The sequence below is a fragment of the Amycolatopsis sp. NBC_00355 genome (genome assembly GCF_036104975.1).
GTDB lineage: Bacteria > Actinomycetota > Actinomycetes > Mycobacteriales > Pseudonocardiaceae > Amycolatopsis.
In genome coordinates this window covers 4,492,943-4,509,355 of sequence record NZ_CP107982.1, presented here as the reverse complement: position 1 = coordinate 4,509,355, position 16,413 = coordinate 4,492,943, and the positions used below count along the sequence as shown (strand labels likewise).

General features: G+C 71.0%; 12 protein-coding genes. 6 read left to right on the top strand and 6 right to left on the bottom strand.

The features are described 5' to 3' along the window. Window positions 1-10: 10 nt before the first annotated feature. Window positions 11-856, bottom strand: a complete 846-nt coding sequence (locus OHS18_RS19780) for a chitosanase (RefSeq protein WP_328618028.1) — start codon at window positions 854-856, stop codon at window positions 11-13. 237 nt (window positions 857-1,093) lie between these two features. Next, complete coding sequence (locus OHS18_RS19775; protein WP_328450460.1) at window positions 1,094-1,684, bottom strand: TetR/AcrR family transcriptional regulator; 591 nt, start codon at window positions 1,682-1,684, stop codon at window positions 1,094-1,096. 66 nt (window positions 1,685-1,750) lie between these two features. Here OHS18_RS19775 and OHS18_RS19770 point away from each other — a divergent pair, with 66 nt between their 5' ends. Continuing rightward, window positions 1,751-3,232, top strand: a complete 1,482-nt coding sequence (locus OHS18_RS19770) for a flavin-containing monooxygenase (RefSeq protein ID WP_328618027.1) — start codon at window positions 1,751-1,753, stop codon at window positions 3,230-3,232. On the opposite strand, the gene OHS18_RS19765 is transcribed toward OHS18_RS19770, so the two are convergent. From OHS18_RS19765 to OHS18_RS19750, 4 genes are all read right to left on the bottom strand, one after another. Next, window positions 3,205-4,131: a hypothetical protein gene (locus OHS18_RS19765; protein ID WP_328450464.1), complete on the bottom strand. Its 927-nt coding sequence runs from the start codon at window positions 4,129-4,131 to the stop codon at window positions 3,205-3,207. The genes OHS18_RS19770 and OHS18_RS19765 overlap by 28 nt on opposite strands. A gap of 75 nt (window positions 4,132-4,206) precedes the next feature. Next, on the bottom strand, window positions 4,207-6,318 hold the full coding sequence (locus tag OHS18_RS19760; RefSeq protein WP_328618026.1) for a M4 family metallopeptidase: 2,112 nt from the start codon (window positions 6,316-6,318) through the stop codon (window positions 4,207-4,209). A 162-nt stretch (window positions 6,319-6,480) separates the two neighbouring features. Further along, entirely contained in the window at window positions 6,481-7,641 is a 1,161-nt protein-coding gene (locus OHS18_RS19755) for a saccharopine dehydrogenase family protein (protein ID WP_328618025.1), read from the bottom strand. Window positions 7,642-7,792: 151 nt separating this feature from the next. Next, window positions 7,793-8,434 (bottom strand): GOLPH3/VPS74 family protein, encoded by a 642-nt coding sequence (locus OHS18_RS19750; protein ID WP_328450470.1) that lies wholly within the window; start codon window positions 8,432-8,434, stop codon window positions 7,793-7,795. Window positions 8,435-8,627: 193 nt separating this feature from the next. Between OHS18_RS19750 and OHS18_RS19745 the strand changes: the two genes are divergently transcribed. The 5 genes from OHS18_RS19745 to hrpA all read left to right on the top strand — a co-directional run bounded on the left by OHS18_RS19745 (window position 8,628) and on the right by hrpA (window position 16,386). Next, entirely contained in the window at window positions 8,628-10,094 is a 1,467-nt protein-coding gene (locus tag OHS18_RS19745) for an APC family permease (protein ID WP_328450472.1), read from the top strand. Then, a complete protein-coding gene (locus tag OHS18_RS19740; RefSeq protein WP_328618024.1) occupies window positions 10,091-10,663 on the top strand; it encodes a GNAT family N-acetyltransferase in 573 nt (190 codons plus the stop codon). The genes OHS18_RS19745 and OHS18_RS19740 overlap by 4 nt, the downstream gene beginning before the upstream one ends. A 54-nt stretch (window positions 10,664-10,717) precedes the next feature. Further along, a complete protein-coding gene (locus tag OHS18_RS19735; RefSeq protein ID WP_328618023.1) occupies window positions 10,718-11,881 on the top strand; it encodes a lactate 2-monooxygenase in 1,164 nt (387 codons plus the stop codon). Between the two features lie 116 nt (window positions 11,882-11,997). Then, complete coding sequence (locus OHS18_RS19730; RefSeq protein ID WP_328450478.1) at window positions 11,998-12,351, top strand: hypothetical protein; 354 nt, start codon at window positions 11,998-12,000, stop codon at window positions 12,349-12,351. A gap of 141 nt (window positions 12,352-12,492) precedes the next feature. Beyond that, window positions 12,493-16,386, top strand: coding sequence for an ATP-dependent RNA helicase HrpA (gene hrpA / locus OHS18_RS19725; protein WP_328618022.1), 3,894 nt, complete (start codon window positions 12,493-12,495; stop codon window positions 16,384-16,386). Window positions 16,387-16,413 lie beyond the last annotated feature (27 nt).

Sequence of the window (16,413 nt, the reverse complement as noted above, 5' to 3'; positions counted from 1 at the left end):
CGCACCCACGTCAGTTGATGGTGTAGGAGTCCCCGTAGACCTTCCACTTCAGCGGGGTGTGCAGGTCGAAGTTGCCCGCGTTGAGGAACGTCACCTGCTCGGTGTCGACGCGCGAGGTGTCGGAGTGGGCTTCTTCCTCGTTCATGACGACCTTGCGGGCGGCGAAGAACGCCTTGAGGTAGGTCGCCTCGTCGCCACCCTGCGCCGGGGTCTTGGCCTTCTTCAGCGCGGCCGAGCGGATGCCGCCGAAGCTGCTGTGGTCGGTGCCCGGGCCGTGCATCACGATGGCGTCGTAGTAGGCGAATTGGCCGAGGTTGCTCAGGCCGTCCGTCTTGCCCTGGCTCACCGCGGGGTTGAAGTAGACGCGGTCGCGCTCGTTGTTCTGCGCGGTCTGGAACGCGGTCGTGGCCGCGGCCTGCTTCCACGCGCTTTCGAACGCCGAGCCGAGCCCGCTGTGCGAGTCGGTGCCGTTCACCTTCTTCAGCGCGGGGAGGTACTTCGCGAGCGGGTTGTTCGGGACGGCGTCGGTGTAGGCCTGGACCAGTTCGAGCATGTCGCCGGTGCCGGAGCAGAAACCGATGATGCCGGCGGTGTACCCGCGGCCGTCACCGATGTCCTCGATGTACTTGTACTGCGCTTTCCAGTCCAGGGAGGAGTTTTCCGCGCTGGAGACCAGCTTCATCGCGATCTCCTTCTTGGCCGCGACGGAGAGGTCGCCGACGGCTTTGACCGCACTGACCGAGGCGGCGCTCGGTGCGGGGGCGGCCGAGGAGAGCGCGGGCGTGGTGATCACGAGGGCCGCGACGGAGGCCGCGCCGAGCGCGCCGATCAGGACCGGCCGCAACTTCTTGCTCATGGGGGAAAACCCTTTCCGCGAAACGTGCCGTGGGGGAGCACGGCCGTTGGGCAATGACGCTGTGGGCATGGCGGACAGCACCCGGAATTCGGTGGCCCTTCGGCTGCCGGAAACGGGTTGCTGGTGGTGCTGCGGCGTAGCGCCACGGTAGCGAAGGGTCAGCACCGCCACAAGGGGGGACGAAGTTGTTGGCAAATAGGGAAAAAAGCCAAGCCGAAGTAGACTATTTCGGGGTGGTCAGCGGGCGCCGGCGAAGATGCGGATGACGTCCGGCAGCACGTTCACCGGGATCGTCGGGTCGATCGCGCGCTGGACACCCAGGCCGATGCCCAGGCTGAGCAGCGCCGTCGCGGCGTCGTCGGCCGACATCGGGAGGGTGATCCCGAACCGCTCGGCGTAGCCCGAGAGCAGGCTCGCGATGGTGTCGCGGATGGTCTTGTCGCGGGCGGCCAGTTCGGCCCGCACGTGCGGGTTGCGCCGGGCGGTCGTGGCGAACTCGACCTCCAGCGCGGTCCACGCCTCGTCGCCGATGCTGCGCTCGGCCCACGACTGGAACGCCGTCAGCAGCCCTTCCATCCCGTCGGCGCCGACCAGCGCCTCCGCGACCGCCTCCACCTGCTCGTCGTGGATCCGGTCGAGCACGGCGAGGCAGAGTTCGTCCTTGTTGCGGAAGTTCGAGTAGACCGCGCCCTTCGAGTACCCGGCCTCGTCGGCGACCTTCTCCAGCGACGTCACCGAGTAACCGTCACACAGGAAGAGCTGCTTGGCGGTCTCGATGAGCTGTTCGCGGGTGCGCGCCTGGCTTTCCGCGCGGGTGAGTCGGGCCATGCCTGCACTCTAGCGAGTCACGGAACTGGAGTACCAGTAGTACTGAGATACTGTTAGTCTCCGAAAATGGAACAACGCGACTTCGCGGTCCTCGTCGTCGGCGCCGGGGCCTCGGGGCTGGGTGCGGCCATCCGGCTCGGCCAGGCCGGCGTCGACGACCTCGCCGTGCTGGAGAAGGCCGCCGAACTCGGCGGCACCTGGCGCGACAACACCTATCCCGGCTGTGCCTGCGACGTCCCGTCCGCGCTCTACTCGTACTCGTTCGCCCCGAATCCCGAGTGGACGCGCGCGTTCGCCGGTCAGGCGGAGATCCGGGCCTACCTGCGTGACACCGCGTCGCGGTTCGGCGTCTCTTCGAAGATCCGGTACGGCGTCGAGGTGACGCGGGCGCGGTGGAACGCTCTTGAGGCGCGGTGGGAGCTGGCGACGTCCCGAGGGCCTTACACGGCGAGGATCCTGGTCGCGGGCACCGGGCCGTGGCACGAGCCGCTGATCCCGGACCTGCCCGGTCTCGACGGTTTCCCGGGCGAGGTCTTCCACTCCGCGCGCTGGAACCACGGCTACGACCTGACGGGCAAGCGCGTCGCGGTGATCGGCACGGGCGCGTCCGCGGTGCAGTTCGTCCCGGAGATCGTCGACCGGGTCGAGCGGCTGCACCTGTTCCAGCGCACCGCGCAGTGGGTGCTGCCCAAGCCGGACCACCACGTCCCGGGCGTCGAACGGGTGCTGCTGCGGCGGTTCCCGGCGCTGCGACGGATGCTGCGCGGTGTGGAGTACGGCGCCATGGAGACGCTCGGGTTCGGCTTCCGGCACCCGTGGCTGCTGCGGCAGGTCCAGAAGCTCGGGCTCGCGCACTTGCGGCTCGCGGTGCGGGACCCGGTGCTGCGCCGAAAGCTCACACCGGACTACACACTCGGCTGCAAGCGCCTCTTGATGTCGAACACGTACTACCGCGCGCTCACGAAGTCCACAGTGGACGTCCATCCGACCGCGGTCTCTTCGGTAGCCGGCCACCGGGTCGTGGGTGCGGACGGTTCGGCGGCGGAAGTCGACGCGATCGTCTTCGGCACCGGCTTCCACATCCTCGACATGCCGGTGTCGGCCCGCGTGTTCGACGACGACGGCCGCAGCCTCGACGACCACTGGCGGGGCAGCCCTTCGGCGTACCTCGGCACGACGGTCGCCGGGTTCCCCAACCTGTACCTGCTGCTCGGCCCGAGCCTCGGCACCGGTCACACGTCGGCGTTCATGATCCTCGAGGCCCAGCTGCGGCACACGGTCGCCGCGGTGACCCGGACGCTGAATTCGGGCTGGGCGTCGGTCGCGGTGCGCCCGGAGGCCCAGGCGGCGTTCGACGCCGAGGTCCAGGCGGCTTTGCCCGGCACCGTCTACCAGTCCGGCGGCTGTTCGAGCTACTACACGGACGTCAACGGGCGCAACAGCTTCAGCTGGCCGTTCTCGACGGGCCGGTTGCGGTCGCGGGTGGGCTCGTTCGAGGAAGCGGACTACGAGATCGACCGTCAGTCCCACTCCCAGACCATGCCGTAGACGCCCGGCTGCGCGTCCAGCACCGCGATGTGGCCGGTCAGGCTGGGGCCCACCGGCAGCTCCGGTTCCCGCGCGGTGTCCGGGGAGCCGTCGCGGGGGCGGTGGTAGCGGTAGCAGCGGACCGGGACCGCCGCCGGGTCGAAGCAGGCCTGCAGCACCAGCTGACGCGCCGGGGCGCGGATGCCGAACTGCAGGTAGCTCGTCTCCGGCGGGGGGCCGTCGTAACCGAAGTCGAAGTCGAACACGTACGTCTCGCCCGCGCGCAGCGGGTAGTCGAACCGCAGCTCCACGGCCAGCAGCTCCGACGACGGGTCGCGGCGGATCCGGCCGGGGCGGCAGCAGCGCGCCGACCGCAGCACCGGGTGGTGGGCGCCGCCGGTCTGCGGGCGGAAGAACGACACCCAGCGGTCGACGCCGTCGTCGCGGCTGGTCACCACCATCTCCGTGCGCACCGAGGCCTCGGTGCGGTCCGCGGTCAGCGTGGCCCGCTGGTGCACCGACGCGATCGCGAGCCGGGCGTTGCCGTCGAGGTCGATGCCGTCGCACGAGCCCAGCTCGGTCGGCTCGGCGCCGAGCGCGCTGGCCAGGCTGACCCCGCCGGGCCACGGCTCGGTCCGGCGCACGCGCGGCCGGGCCGCCAGGATCGTCAAGGCGTCCGCGGGCAGGCCGAGACAGCCTTCGGCGACGCCGACCGCGTGCAGCGAGCGCTGCCCTTCCGGGTGACGCCGGCCCCGCCGCCAGTAGCTCAGCGTCGCCAGGCTGACCTGGGCGCCGCGGGTCGCCATCCGCCGCTGCAGCGCCTCGAGGCTCAGCCCGCGATGCCGGATCGCCAAGTCGAAGGCCACGTCGAACGGTCCTTCCCGGACCGCCGCCGTGACCTCCGCGGGAAACCCTTCCATCGGGTAAGCATGAATACCCGCTGCACCTGGCGCAACGGGGCCTGCCACCAAAGTAGGTAGCAGGCCCCGCCGGGATCAACCGAGGGTGAGCGCCGTGTCGTCGACGACGAAGGACGTCTGCAGCGACTGGTCCTCCGTGCCGGCGAACTTGAGCGTGACGGTCTGGCCGGCGTAGGACGACAGGTCGATCGTCTTCTGCGCGTAGGCCGGGTTGCGGTCGAGGTTCGAGTACGTCGCCACCGCCGTCGACCCGGCGGACACGATCAGCTTGTCGTAGACGACGTTCTCGGTCTCGGCCGTGCTCACGCGCAGCCAGAAGGTCAGGCTCGCGTGGCAGCCCGCGGGAATCGCCACCGATTGCGAAAGCGTGTCGGTGTGCGTCACGCCCTGGCCGCCGAGCCACGACGCGTAGGTGCCCGAGCGCGCCGGCGCCTGGGTGCCCCATTGGCCGATGGTGGTGTTCGGGTCGGTCCACGACGTCTTGCCCGACTCGAAGCCCGGGTTCAGCAGCTTCTGGCCGGTGCAGTTCCCCGGCGGCGGCGTGGTCGTCGGCGGCGTCGTGGTGGGGGGCGTGGTCGTCGGGGGCGTGGTGGTCGGGGTCGAGTCGGTGCACGTCGGGTCGCCGGACTGCGCCGGCACGCTGACCGCGTTCCACGCCGCCTTCACGGCGTTGAACTCGGTGCAGCTGTTCGGGTACAGGTTCTTGGCGGCCTGCAGCGTCCACGTGCGGTAGCGCACGTACGAGCTGCCGGACGTCTTGAGCTGGACGGCGCCGTGCATGATGTTGATCGCCTTGCGGATGCCCAGGCCGGCCACGGTGGTGTTGTTGCAGGTCGGGCTGGTGGGCTGGCCGTTCGTCGGGTTGCTGCCCTCGGCCAGCAGGTAGAACCAGTGGTCGCCGGGCCCGGCCGCCTTGTGCACCTCCGCGTTCGGGGTGGAGCTGGAGTAGCAGTTCGGGTCGCCGACCTTCGACGGGTCGTACATGTAGCGGATCGCGCCGGTGCCGACCAGGTTGACCTCTTCGCCGATCGCGTAGTCCGGCGGGTCGTACTGCGACGGCTCGTTCGCGTAGAACTCCGTCGCCGTGCCGAAGGTGTCGGCGATGAACTCCTGCGTCCCGCCGCCGGAGAAGCCGCCGGAGCCGGAGTAGTCGTCGACGCCGTGGCCCATTTCGTGGCCCAGGATGTCGAGCGAGCCGACCCATTCGCCGCTCGGGTTGTGCCCGAGGTTCACGTAGGCCGGGCGCGAGTTGTAGTAGTACGCGTTCTCGTCGTCGAGGCCGACGCGGATCTTCCAGGCGCCGCCGTTGCCGGTGAAGCCGTTGCGGCCCACCCACTCCGAGAGCATCTTCTTCTCGGTCTGGGTGACGAACAACGCGTCCGCGCAGCCGGTCTCGATGTTCGTGCCGGTGCCGTTGCCCCAGCTGTCGTCCGAGCCGGTGAGGACGGAGTCGTTGCTGTAGTTGCGGCAGTCCAGGTTGGCCGTGTTCGGGTCGGCCATCGAGTACGTGCTGCCGGACTTCGTGGTGTTCAGCGGCAGCGGGGCCGGCCCGTTCCACTTGCCGGTGCCGGTGCCCGCGGCGACGTGCTGCACGGTCCGCAGCACCCGGCCGTCCACGGCGTCGACGTAGACGCTCAGGCTGCTCGGCTCGCCGCGCGAGTCGGTGCCTTCGACGTTGCTCTCGTAGGCGAGGCGGCCACTGCCGTCGGTGACGACGACGAGCTTCCCGCCGGGCAGGCCCTTCGGCCCGCGGACCTGCTTGGCGGCGACAGCGTCCGCCTGGGCCGCGGTGAGCTTGGCGCCGTGGACGTCGAGGTCGCCGAGGGGCTGCTGCTGGGCGACGGAGGTGGTCTTCACAGTGCCCGCGGAGTCGGTGGCGATGACCAGGTCGCCGCCGATCACGGGCAGGCCGTCGTAGGTGCGGTCGTAGACGACGTACGACAGGCCGGACGCGGACCGCACGTCCCGCTGGACGAACTTGTCGTGGGATCCGGCGAACAGGGCGGCCGGGCGGGCGCCGACCAGGCCGGCGGCGGCGTTCGTGGCGTTGGCCTGGGCCTGCGCGGCCGACACGGCGGGTGGTGGCGTGGGGGTGGGCTGCGCGGGCGCGGCGACGGCGATGCCGACCACGACCATGCCCGCCGCCGTCGCCCCGCCGAGCGCGGCGAACCGTTGGGGCAGTCTCATGACGCTCCTCGAGAACAGGGGGATGGGGAGTTCCGCGCAGAACCCGATCGACGCTAAACGCGGCTCGGGAGCGGCAGAAGATCCATCACACCGGCAAAGTTTCACGCCACGGCACTGTGAAACCGCGTGAAACCGGCCGGCCCGGGAGAGGAGGGGCAGCGGTCAGAGGGTCTCGAAGCGGATCCCCGCCTTGGTGAGCCGGTCGAGCAGCGAGTCGCCCATCGCCGCCGCCGTGGTCACCTGGCCGGCCGTCTCCGGGAGGTCGTCGGTCGCCAGGCAGAGGGCCGACTCCGCGAGCATCTTCGCCGTCTCGTCGTAACCCGGGTCGCCGCCGGACACTTCGGTCACCACGCGCCGGCCGCCGCCCTCGCCGATGAACCGCACCGAGAACCACGACCGCGCGCGGCGTTCCGGGCTCGGCCCGTTGCCCGGCGCCAGCAGCCGGGACAGCGCCCGCCGGGCCGGCGGGACCTGCGCGGCGGCGAACAGCGCGCCGACACCGACCGCGCCGCCCGCCAGCACCGGCAGGTGCTTGACCGCGGCGAAGTGCCGGTAGGTGAAGTCCGGGCCGTAGCGCTCGACCGCGGCCGCCGACCGGCGGACGACCTCGGGGTCGATCGTCGGCAGCGGCACCGCCCACCAGCCCACGCCGGGCACCCGGTGCGGCCGGCCGAGCGGGGCCCGCGCGAACCGGCCCGCCGGACGCGGCTCGGCGGCCGCGCGCTCGCGAGCCGCCCGCGCGCCGGCCGGCATGCGGGACAGCACGGTCAGCGCGCTGAGGAACGTGCCACCCGACGGCATCCCGCTCGCCCGGACGTAACCGTCGACGCGCAGCGGCACGCCTTCGGGCAGCTGCCGCACGGTGAACCACGCGCCGAGGTCGTGCGGGATCGAGTCGAACCCGCACGCGTGCACCAGCCGCGCGCCGGTCTCGCGGGCGCGCCGGTCGTGCTTGAGGTACATCAGGTCGGCGAACTCGGGCTCGCCGGTCAGGTCGACGTAGTCGGTGCCCGCCTCGGCGCACGCCGCGACCAGCGGCTCACCCTGGCTCAGGTACGGCCCGACCGTCGTGATCACGACCTTCGTGGCCTCGGCGACGGCGCGCAGCGACGCCGGATCGCCGGAGTCGGCGACGAGCAGGTCGAGCGCCGCGAACCGGTCGTCGATCTCCGCGAGCCGCGCCCGCACGGCCTCGAGCTTGCCGCGGTTGCGCCCGGCCAGCGCCCAGCGCAGGTCCGCGGGCGCGTGCCGGGCCAGGTACTCGGCGGTGAGACCGCCGGTGAAGCCGGTGGCGCCGAACAGGACCACGTCGTGCGCGCGCATGTCTCCTCCAGGGGACGTCGACTGCGGACGCGCCCAGGTTACCGATCCGGCCGGCAGCGGACCGGCCCCCGAGCGGCGGGCGGCTGTCGCCACGGAAGCCATCCGGCCGTGACGGTGGCCGGACCGGTGACGAACGGCCCGGTCCCGCCGGTCACTTCCGGTCGCCGGTGTAGACGACGGCCGCGGCGACCGCCTCCACCCCGGTGATCACGTCGGCGATGCGGCGCGGCAGCGACTCGTGGGTGTCGGCCATCCAGGTGCGCACCTGCGCCCGGCCGAGTTCCGGTTCGCACAGGTCGGAGACCCCCGCGGTCCACGCGAGCAGGGCCAGGCACGCCGCATGCGGGTCCGGCTGCTCGACGCCGAAGACCGCCGACCGGGCCTTGCTGCGCGCGGCCGTCGAGACGAGCAGGTCCGCGGGCGGGTAGCGGTGCGTCCGGCGCAGCAGCACCCGATCCGGGGCGCGGCGCACGAGCCCGAGCGAGATGAGGTTGTCGGCGGTGATCGACGGCAGGGTGGCGCGCAGGTGGTCGATCCAGTCGCGCACGCCGTGCGCGGCGGATTCGCCGAGGATTTCGGAAAAGATCCGGTCCATGGTCGGAATTCCCGGCGGCCGCCGGGTGATCGGGCGGACCTTGCGGTCTTCGACGGTGATCCGGTCGCTGAACAACAGGTCGCACAACACCGCGCCGGCCAGCCCGATGCCGAGCGACGTCCGGCCGAGCACCGCGCGCCCGGTGAACTCGTCGTGCCCGAGGAAGAAGAACGAATCGACCAAGGTGAGCCGGCGCATGACGGAAATGGGCCCCCTGGGCTATCGACGTGAAGGATCCCGAAGATAGCGGTACGTCCTCCGGCGGTTTCCGGTGCCTGGGCGTTTTACCCCGATCGGCCGTACCGCCGGCGGGGGCGCTGCCCCTACTCTGTGGACCGCCGCCAAGATCACTTCGGATTCTCCGGCGGTTTCCAAGCAGTGGGAAAGGTTCATGCGCACGCACACGCCCGAACGGCGCGGCCTCGGCGCCCGGCGGCTCGGGGCCGTCCAGATCGTGTTCTTCGTGGTCGCGGCGGCGGGCCCGCTGTACGCGATCGCCGGCGGGGTTTCGGCGACCTACGCTGTGACAGGCAGTATCGGGGTGCCACTTTCGTTCGTGGTGCTGGCTCCCGTGCTCGCGTTGTTCGCCGTCGGGTACGCCGCGATGAGCCGTTACATCACGAACGCCGGTGCGTTCTACCCGTACGTCGCCCACGGAATCGGGAAATCGGCGGGCACCGGTGTCGCCTACGTGACCGTCGTCGCCTATAGCTCGATCCAGCTCGGGATCTACGGCATCTTCGGCCTTTCCGTTTCGACGTGGCTCGCCGCGCTGTTCGGCGTGCACGTGCCGTGGTGGGTGATCGCGCTGCTGACGGTGCTGGTCGTCGGCGCGGCCGGGGTGCTGCGGATCGACCTCAACGCGAAGGTGCTCGGCGTCGCGCTGGCGTTGGAGGTCGCGGTGCTCGTGGTGGTGAACGCCGGTATGTTCGCGCACCCGGCCGGCGGTCACGTTTCGCTGGCGCCGCTGGCGCCGTCGAGCCTGTTCACCGCCGGGACCGGCGCCGTCTTCGCCTTTTCCATCGCCGTTTTCCTCGGTTTCGAAGGCGCCGCGACCTACGGCGAGGAATGCCGCGACCCGAGCCGGACGGTCGGCCGGGCGACCTACATCGCGATCGGCCTGACCGCCGTGCTGTACGTCGTTTCCTCGCTCGGGATGGCCGTCGCGACCGGCCCCGACCACATCGTGGAACGGGCCGCCGCCGAAGGGCCGGGCCTGTTGTTCGGGCTCGCCGGGGAACACCTCGGTACGGCTTTTTCCGGCGTCGCCTACGTACTGTTCCTGACGAGCCAATGCGCCGCGATGGTGAGTTTCCACAACGCGGTCGGCCGGTATTTCTTCGCACTCGGCCGGGACGGCCTGCTGCCCGTCGGGTTCAGCCGCACGAGCAAGCGCACCGGCGCCCCGATCGGCGGTTCCCTGGTGCAGACCACGATCGCCTTCGTCGTCGTCGCGGTGTTCGCGCTGGCCGGGCGCGACCCGTTCACCGACCTGTTCACCTGGACCGGCGTCACCGCGTCGACCGGCGTCACGATCATCATGATCGCGGTTTCGCTGTCGGTGGCCGGCTTCTTCCGGCGTCATCCGGGGGAGGAGACGCGCTGGCGGCGGCAGGTCGCGCCGCTGCTGGCGGCGCTGGCGCTGAGCGTGATCCTGGTGCTCATCGTCGTCCACTTCGCCGTCCTGCTCGGCCCGGCGGGCTCGAACCCGCTGCTGCGCTGGGGCCTGCCGGGGCTGCTGGCGCTGGCCGGGCTGGTCGGCTTCCTGCGGGGCGAGTCGCTGCGCACCCGGCTCCCCGACGTCTACGCCGGGATCGGCGGCCCGGTCCGCGAAACCGAGGAGCTGGTGGGCCGATGAGCGACGTCCGGTCCGCGGGTCCGTCCGATGTGGACGCCGTCGTCGGCATCCTCGTCGCGGCGTTCCAGGACGATCCGATGAGCCGCTGGATCTTCCCCGGCGACGACCGCCGCCGCACCCGCGCGCACCCGGCGTTCTTCCGCGCGCTCACCGACCTCGCCGTCGCGACCGGGAGCGTCGACCTGACGGCCGACCACACGGCCGCGGTGATCTGGACCCCCGCCGGCGGTGAGGGCGGCGGTGACGTGCTGATCCCGGGCCTCGACGACGACGAACTGCACCGGCTGGGCGTCCTGCTCGGCCTGCTGGCCGCCCGCGAGCCGCGCGAACCGCACTGGCACGCGCAGTTCATCGGCGTCCGGCCCGGCCGGCAGCGGGAAGGCCTCGGCGCGCGGCTGGTCCGCCACGGCCTCGACCGCTACGACGCCGAGGGCGCGTCGACCTACCTCGAAGCCAGTTCGCCGGACAGCGCGCGGCTCTACCGGCGGCTCGGGTTCACCGACCACGGCCCGGCGTTCTCGCCGCCGGGCGGGCCGCCGATGCAGCCCATGCAGCGTCCCCCGGCCTGAGGCGCGAGGCCGTTACCGACGGGTACAGTGCGCCTCGAACGCGAGGAGGCAGACGTGACCGAACGCTTCGGCAGCTACCAGAACGAGCTCTACCTGCAGGGTCTCGGTGGTCAGCTGCCGCCGAGCTCGACCGACGCGACGAAGCTCGAAGCGTCGGCCCGCGAGGTCATGGCGCCCGGTCCGTTCTCCTACGTCGCGGGCGCGGCCGGCTCCGGCGCGACCGCCCGCGCGAACCGCGAGGCGTTCGACCGCTGGCGCGTCGTGCCGCGGATGCTGACCGGCGCCACCGACCGCGACCTGTCGACCACGGTGCTCGGCACCCGGCTGCTCGCGCCGGTGGCCGTCGCGCCCGTCGGCGTCCAGTCGATCGTGCACTCCGACGCCGAGTCCGCCACGGCCCGCGCCGCGGCCTCGGTCGGCCTGCCGTTCATCCTCTCCACGGCGTCGTCGACCGGCATCGAGGACGTCGCCGCGGCCAACGGCGACGGCCCGCGCTGGTTCCAGCTGTACTGGCCGGGCGACCCGGACGTCTGCGCGAGCCTGCTGGCCCGGGCGAAGGCGGCCGGCTACACGGCGCTGGTCGTCACGCTCGACACGTGGACGCTGGCCTGGCGTCCGTCCGATCTGGACCAGGGTTACCTGCCGTTCCTCAAGGGCGAGGGGCTCGCCGTCGCGTTCACCGACCCGGTGTTCCGCGGCCTGCTGGAGAAGACACCGGAAGAGGACTCCGGCACGGCGATCCTGCGCTGGCTCGGCATGATCACCGGCGCCGACCGGACGTGGGACCAGCTGCCGTTCCTGCGTGAGCACTGGGACGGCCCGATCGTGCTCAAGGGCATCCAGCACGTCGCCGACGCGCGCCGCGCGGCCGAGGCCGGGATGGACGGCATCGTCGTCTCCAACCACGGCGGCCGCCAGGTCGACGGCGCGATCGGCGCGCTCGAGGCGCTGCCCGGCATCGTCGCGGCGGTCGGCGACCGGCTGGAGGTGCTGTTCGACTCCGGCATCCGCACCGGCGCCGACGTCCTCAAGGCGATCGCGCTCGGCGCCCGCGCGGTGCTGGTGGGCCGCCCGTGGGTGTACGGCCTGGCGCACGCGGGCGAGGACGGCGTCCGGCACGTGCTGCGGAGCATCCTGGCCGACTTCGACCTGACGATGGGACTTTCCGGCCACCGGACGCTCGCCGACCTGGGCCCGGACTCGCTCCAGCGGACGTGAGGTAACAAATCGGGAAATCCGGGGACAGGGCTTCGACCGGTCGTTATCGTTCGAGTCCCATTGCGGGCCGTCGGGGGCGGTCTGCTCCCGTTTTCCTTGCCCGTTGGGGGTTTTCCATGTCTTCCATCATGATGCGGATCGGCATCCTGTTCGCCGTCCTCGGCTTCGGCACGTTCGTCCTCGAGCAGTTCGACATGGAGTTCCGGCTCCTCTCGTGGGCCGACGACATGCAGCCCACGTTCGGGATCGTGCTGGGCCTGGTCGGCGTCGCCCTGATCGTCGTCTCGCTGGTGCTCAACCGGTCCAAGGCCGCGCCGCAGCCGCAGCAGCAGTTCGCGCAGCAGCCGCCGGCGCCGGGCGCCCCGCAGGGTTACCCGGGCCAGCCGCAGCAGCAGTTCCCGGGCCAGGCCCCGCAGCAGCAGCCGTACGCCCAGCAGCAGCACCCGCAGCAGCCCGGCCAGCCCGGCTGACGCTCGTCCGTCCGTGAAGGCCTCCTTGAGGGACTCAGAGTCCCTCAAGGAGGCCTTCACGGACTTCCGGGGTGCCGCCGGTCACGCCGCGGGGATATTCAGGAGCCCGCCTCGTCACGCACGGCTATCCTTGGCCCAAGTATGTCCACGCCATCTCCTTTCGAAGCGCTGCGTGCGCGCCTGCCCGAGCTGATGCCGCGCGACGAGCAGCGGCTGCGCAGGCGGCTCGACGGTGCCCGCAAGGCCCGCGACCGCGACAGCGCCCTCGCCAGGATCGCCGCCGACGTCGACGCCGCCGAGCTGCGCCTGCTGTCGCGCCGCGAGAGCGTGCCCAAGATCGAATACCCCGAAGAACTGCCGGTCAGCAGGCTCAAGGACGAGATCGGCGCGGCCATCGCCGCGCACCAGGTCGTGATCGTCGCGGGGGAGACCGGCTCCGGCAAGACCACCCAGCTGCCCAAGATCTGCCTCGACCTCGGCCGCGGCGTCCGCGGCCAGATCGGCCACACGCAGCCGCGCCGGCTGGCCGCGCGCACGGTCGCCGACCGGATCGCGAGCGAGCTGAAGACCGAGCTGGGCGACACCGTCGGCTACAAAGTCCGGTTCACCGACCAGTCCGGGCAGGACACGCTGGTCAAGCTGATGACCGACGGCATCCTGCTGGCCGAGATCCAGACCGACCGGTCGCTGCTCCAGTACGACACGCTGATCATCGACGAGGCCCACGAGCGCAGCCTCAACATCGACTTCATCCTCGGTTACCTCAAGCAGCTGCTGCCGCGGCGCCCGGACCTCAAGGTGATCATCACCTCGGCGACCATCGACCCGGAGCGGTTCTCGAAGCACTTCGACGACGCGCCGATCGTCGAGGTCTCCGGCCGGACGTACCCGGTCGAGGTGCGCTACCGGCCGCTCGCCGACCCGGAAGACCCCGAAGGGGACGACGAGCGCGACCAGACCCAGGGCATCCTCGAAGCCGTCGAAGAGCTGTGCGCCGAGGGCCCGGGCGACGTCCTGGTGTTCCTCTCCGGCGAGCGCGAGATCCGCGACACCGCGGACGTGCTCAACCGCGCCGACCTGCGGGGCACCGAGGTCCTGCCGCTCTACGCGCGGCTGTCGGCGGCCGATCAGCACCGCGTGTTCCAGCAGCACACCGGACGCCGGGTCGTGCTCGCGACCAACGTCGCCGAGACGTCGCTGACCGTGCCGGGCATCAAGTACGTCGTCGACCCGGGCACCGCGCGGATCTCGCGCTACAGCCACCGCACCAAGGTGCAGCGGCTGCCGATCGAGCCGGTGTCGCAGGCGTCGGCGAACCAGCGCAAGGGCCGCTGCGGCCGGACGTCGGACGGCATCTGCATCCGGCTCTACTCCGAAGAGGACTTCGAGGCGCGGCCCGAGTTCACCGACCCGGAGATCCTGCGGACCAACCTGGCCTCGGTCATCCTGCAGATGACGTCGCTGGGGCTGGGCGACATCGCGGCGTTCCCGTTCGTCGAGCCGCCGGACCGCCGTCAGGTCACCGACGGCATCGGCCTGCTGCAGGAGCTCGGCGCGTTCGACAGCGAGGCCGCCGGCAACAGCGACCGGCGGCTCACCGACACCGGCCGCAAGCTCGCGCAGCTGCCGGTGGACCCGCGGATGGGCCGGATGGTCCTCGAAGCCGCCCGCAACGGCTGCGTCCGCGAAGTGATGATCATCGCGGCCGCGCTGTCCATCCAGGACCCGCGGGAGCGGCCGTCGGAGAAGCAGCAGCAGGCCGATCAGCAGCACGCGCGGTTCGCGGACCCGACGTCGGACTTCCTGGCCTACCTGAACCTGTGGGAGTACGTCGCCGAGCAGCAGAAGGCGTTGTCCAGCAACCAGTTCCGCCGGTTGTGCCGCAACGAGTTCCTGAACTACCTGCGCGTGCGCGAGTGGCAGGACATCTTCAGCCAGCTGCGCCAGCTGGCCAAGCCGCTCGGCATCTCGCTCAACACGAACACCGACGCCGTCGACCCGCAGAAGGTGCACACGTCGCTGATCGCCGGGCTGCTCTCGCACATCGGCCTCAAGGACCCGGCGAAGGGCGACTACCTGGGCGCGCGCGGCGCGCGGTTCGGCGTTTTTCCCGGTTCGGCGCTGTTCAAGAAGCAGCCGCGCTGGGTGATGTCGGCCGAGCTGGTCGAGACGTCCCGGCTGTGGGCGCGGGTCAACGCGCGCATCGAGCCGGAGTGGGTCGAGCCGCTGGCGCAGCACGTCGTCAAGCGCAGCTACTCCGAGCCGCACTGGGAACGCAAGCAGGGCGCGGTGATCGCGATCGAGAAGGTGACGCTCTACGGCGTCCCGCTGATCGCCGACCGGCGCGTCAACTACGGCCGGATCGATCCCGAGATGTCGCGGGCGCTGTTCATCCGGCACGCGCTGGTCGAAGGCGACTGGCAGACCCGGCACCACTTCTTCGCCGAGAACCGGGCGCTGCTGGAAGAGGTCGAAGACCTGGAGAACCGGGCGCGGCGCCGCGACATCCTCGTCGACGACCAGACGCTGTACGAGTTCTACGATTCCCGTGTCCCCGCGGACGTCGTCTCGGTGCGGCACTTCGACACGTGGTGGAAGAAGACCCGCCACGAGCAGCCGGACCTGCTGTCGTTCGAGAAGTCGATGCTCATCAACGAGACCGCGGGCGGCGTCCGCGAGGGCGACTACCCCGACTCGTGGACGCAGGGCACGCAGGTCTTCAAGCTGACCTACCAGTTCGAGCCGGGCGCGGACGCGGACGGCGTCACCGTGCACATCCCGCTGCCGGTGCTGAACCAGGTCACCGAGGACGGCTTCGACTGGCAGGTGCCGGGCTTGCGGTCGGAACTGGTGACGCAGCTGATCAAGTCGCTGCCGAAGGCGGTGCGCCGCAACTTCGTCCCGGCGCCGGACACGGCCAACTACGTCCTTTCGCGAGTGTCCCCTTCGGACGGACCGCTGCTGGAGGTGCTCGGCCGCGAGCTGCGGGCGTTGCGCGGAATCACGATCCCCTTCTCCGACTGGGACCTTTCGGCGGTGCCGGAGCACCTGAAGATGACGTTCCGGGTGGTGGACGAGCGTGGCAAGAAGCTGGCCGAGGGCAAGGACGTCTCGCTGCTGCGGCTCAAGCTGGCGCCGAAGGTCCGGGAGACCATCTCGAAGGCGGCCAACAGCCTGGAGAAAGCGGGCCTGACGAAGCCGTCGTTCGGTTCGCTGCCAAGGGTTTTCGCCTCGACCCAGCGCGGCCACGACGTCAAGGCGTACCCGGCGCTGGTCGACGAAGGCGCGACGGTGGCGGTCCGCATGCTGGACACGCCGGCCCAGCAGGAGCACGCGATGTGGGCGGGCTCGCGGCGGATGCTGCGGCTCAACCTGAGCTCGCCGATGAAGTTCATCACGAGGTCGCTGTCCAACTCGTCGAAGCTGGTCCTGAACCGCAACCCGCACGGAAGTGTGGCGGCGTTGCTGGAGGACTGCGTCGACTGCGCGGTGGACGCGCTGATGGCGGCCGGCGGCGGCCCGGCGTTCGACGAGACCGGGTTCAAGGTGCTGCTGGAGAAGGTCCGGGCGGGCCTGCACCCCGAGGTGCTGGAAGTGCTGACGGACGTGGAGAAGATCCTGCGCGCGGCCAACGACGTCGAGGTGGCGCTGCCCTCGACCCGCGGCCCGGCGGAGTCCCTGGCGGACGTGCGGGCCCAGCTTTCCGGCTTGGTGTACCCGGGTTTCGTGACGGCGACGGGCGCGTCCCGGCTGCGCAACGTGATCCGCTACCTGCAGGGCATCTCGCGCCGCCTGGAGAAGCTGGTCTCGGAACCGACCCGCGACCTTCAGCGGACGGCGGACATCGCCTGGATCACGGGCGAGTACCGCGAGGCTCTCGCATCGCTCCCGCCCGGCACGTCGTCCCCGGCGCTGGACGAGGTCCGCTGGATGATCGAGGAGCTGCGGGTCTCGTTCTTCGCCCAGACCCTGGGCACGGCCCACCCGGTCTCGCTGAAACGCATCACGAAGGCCTTGGACGACGCCCTCGCCTGACGCCGTGTCGTCCATCCAGGTACGCGT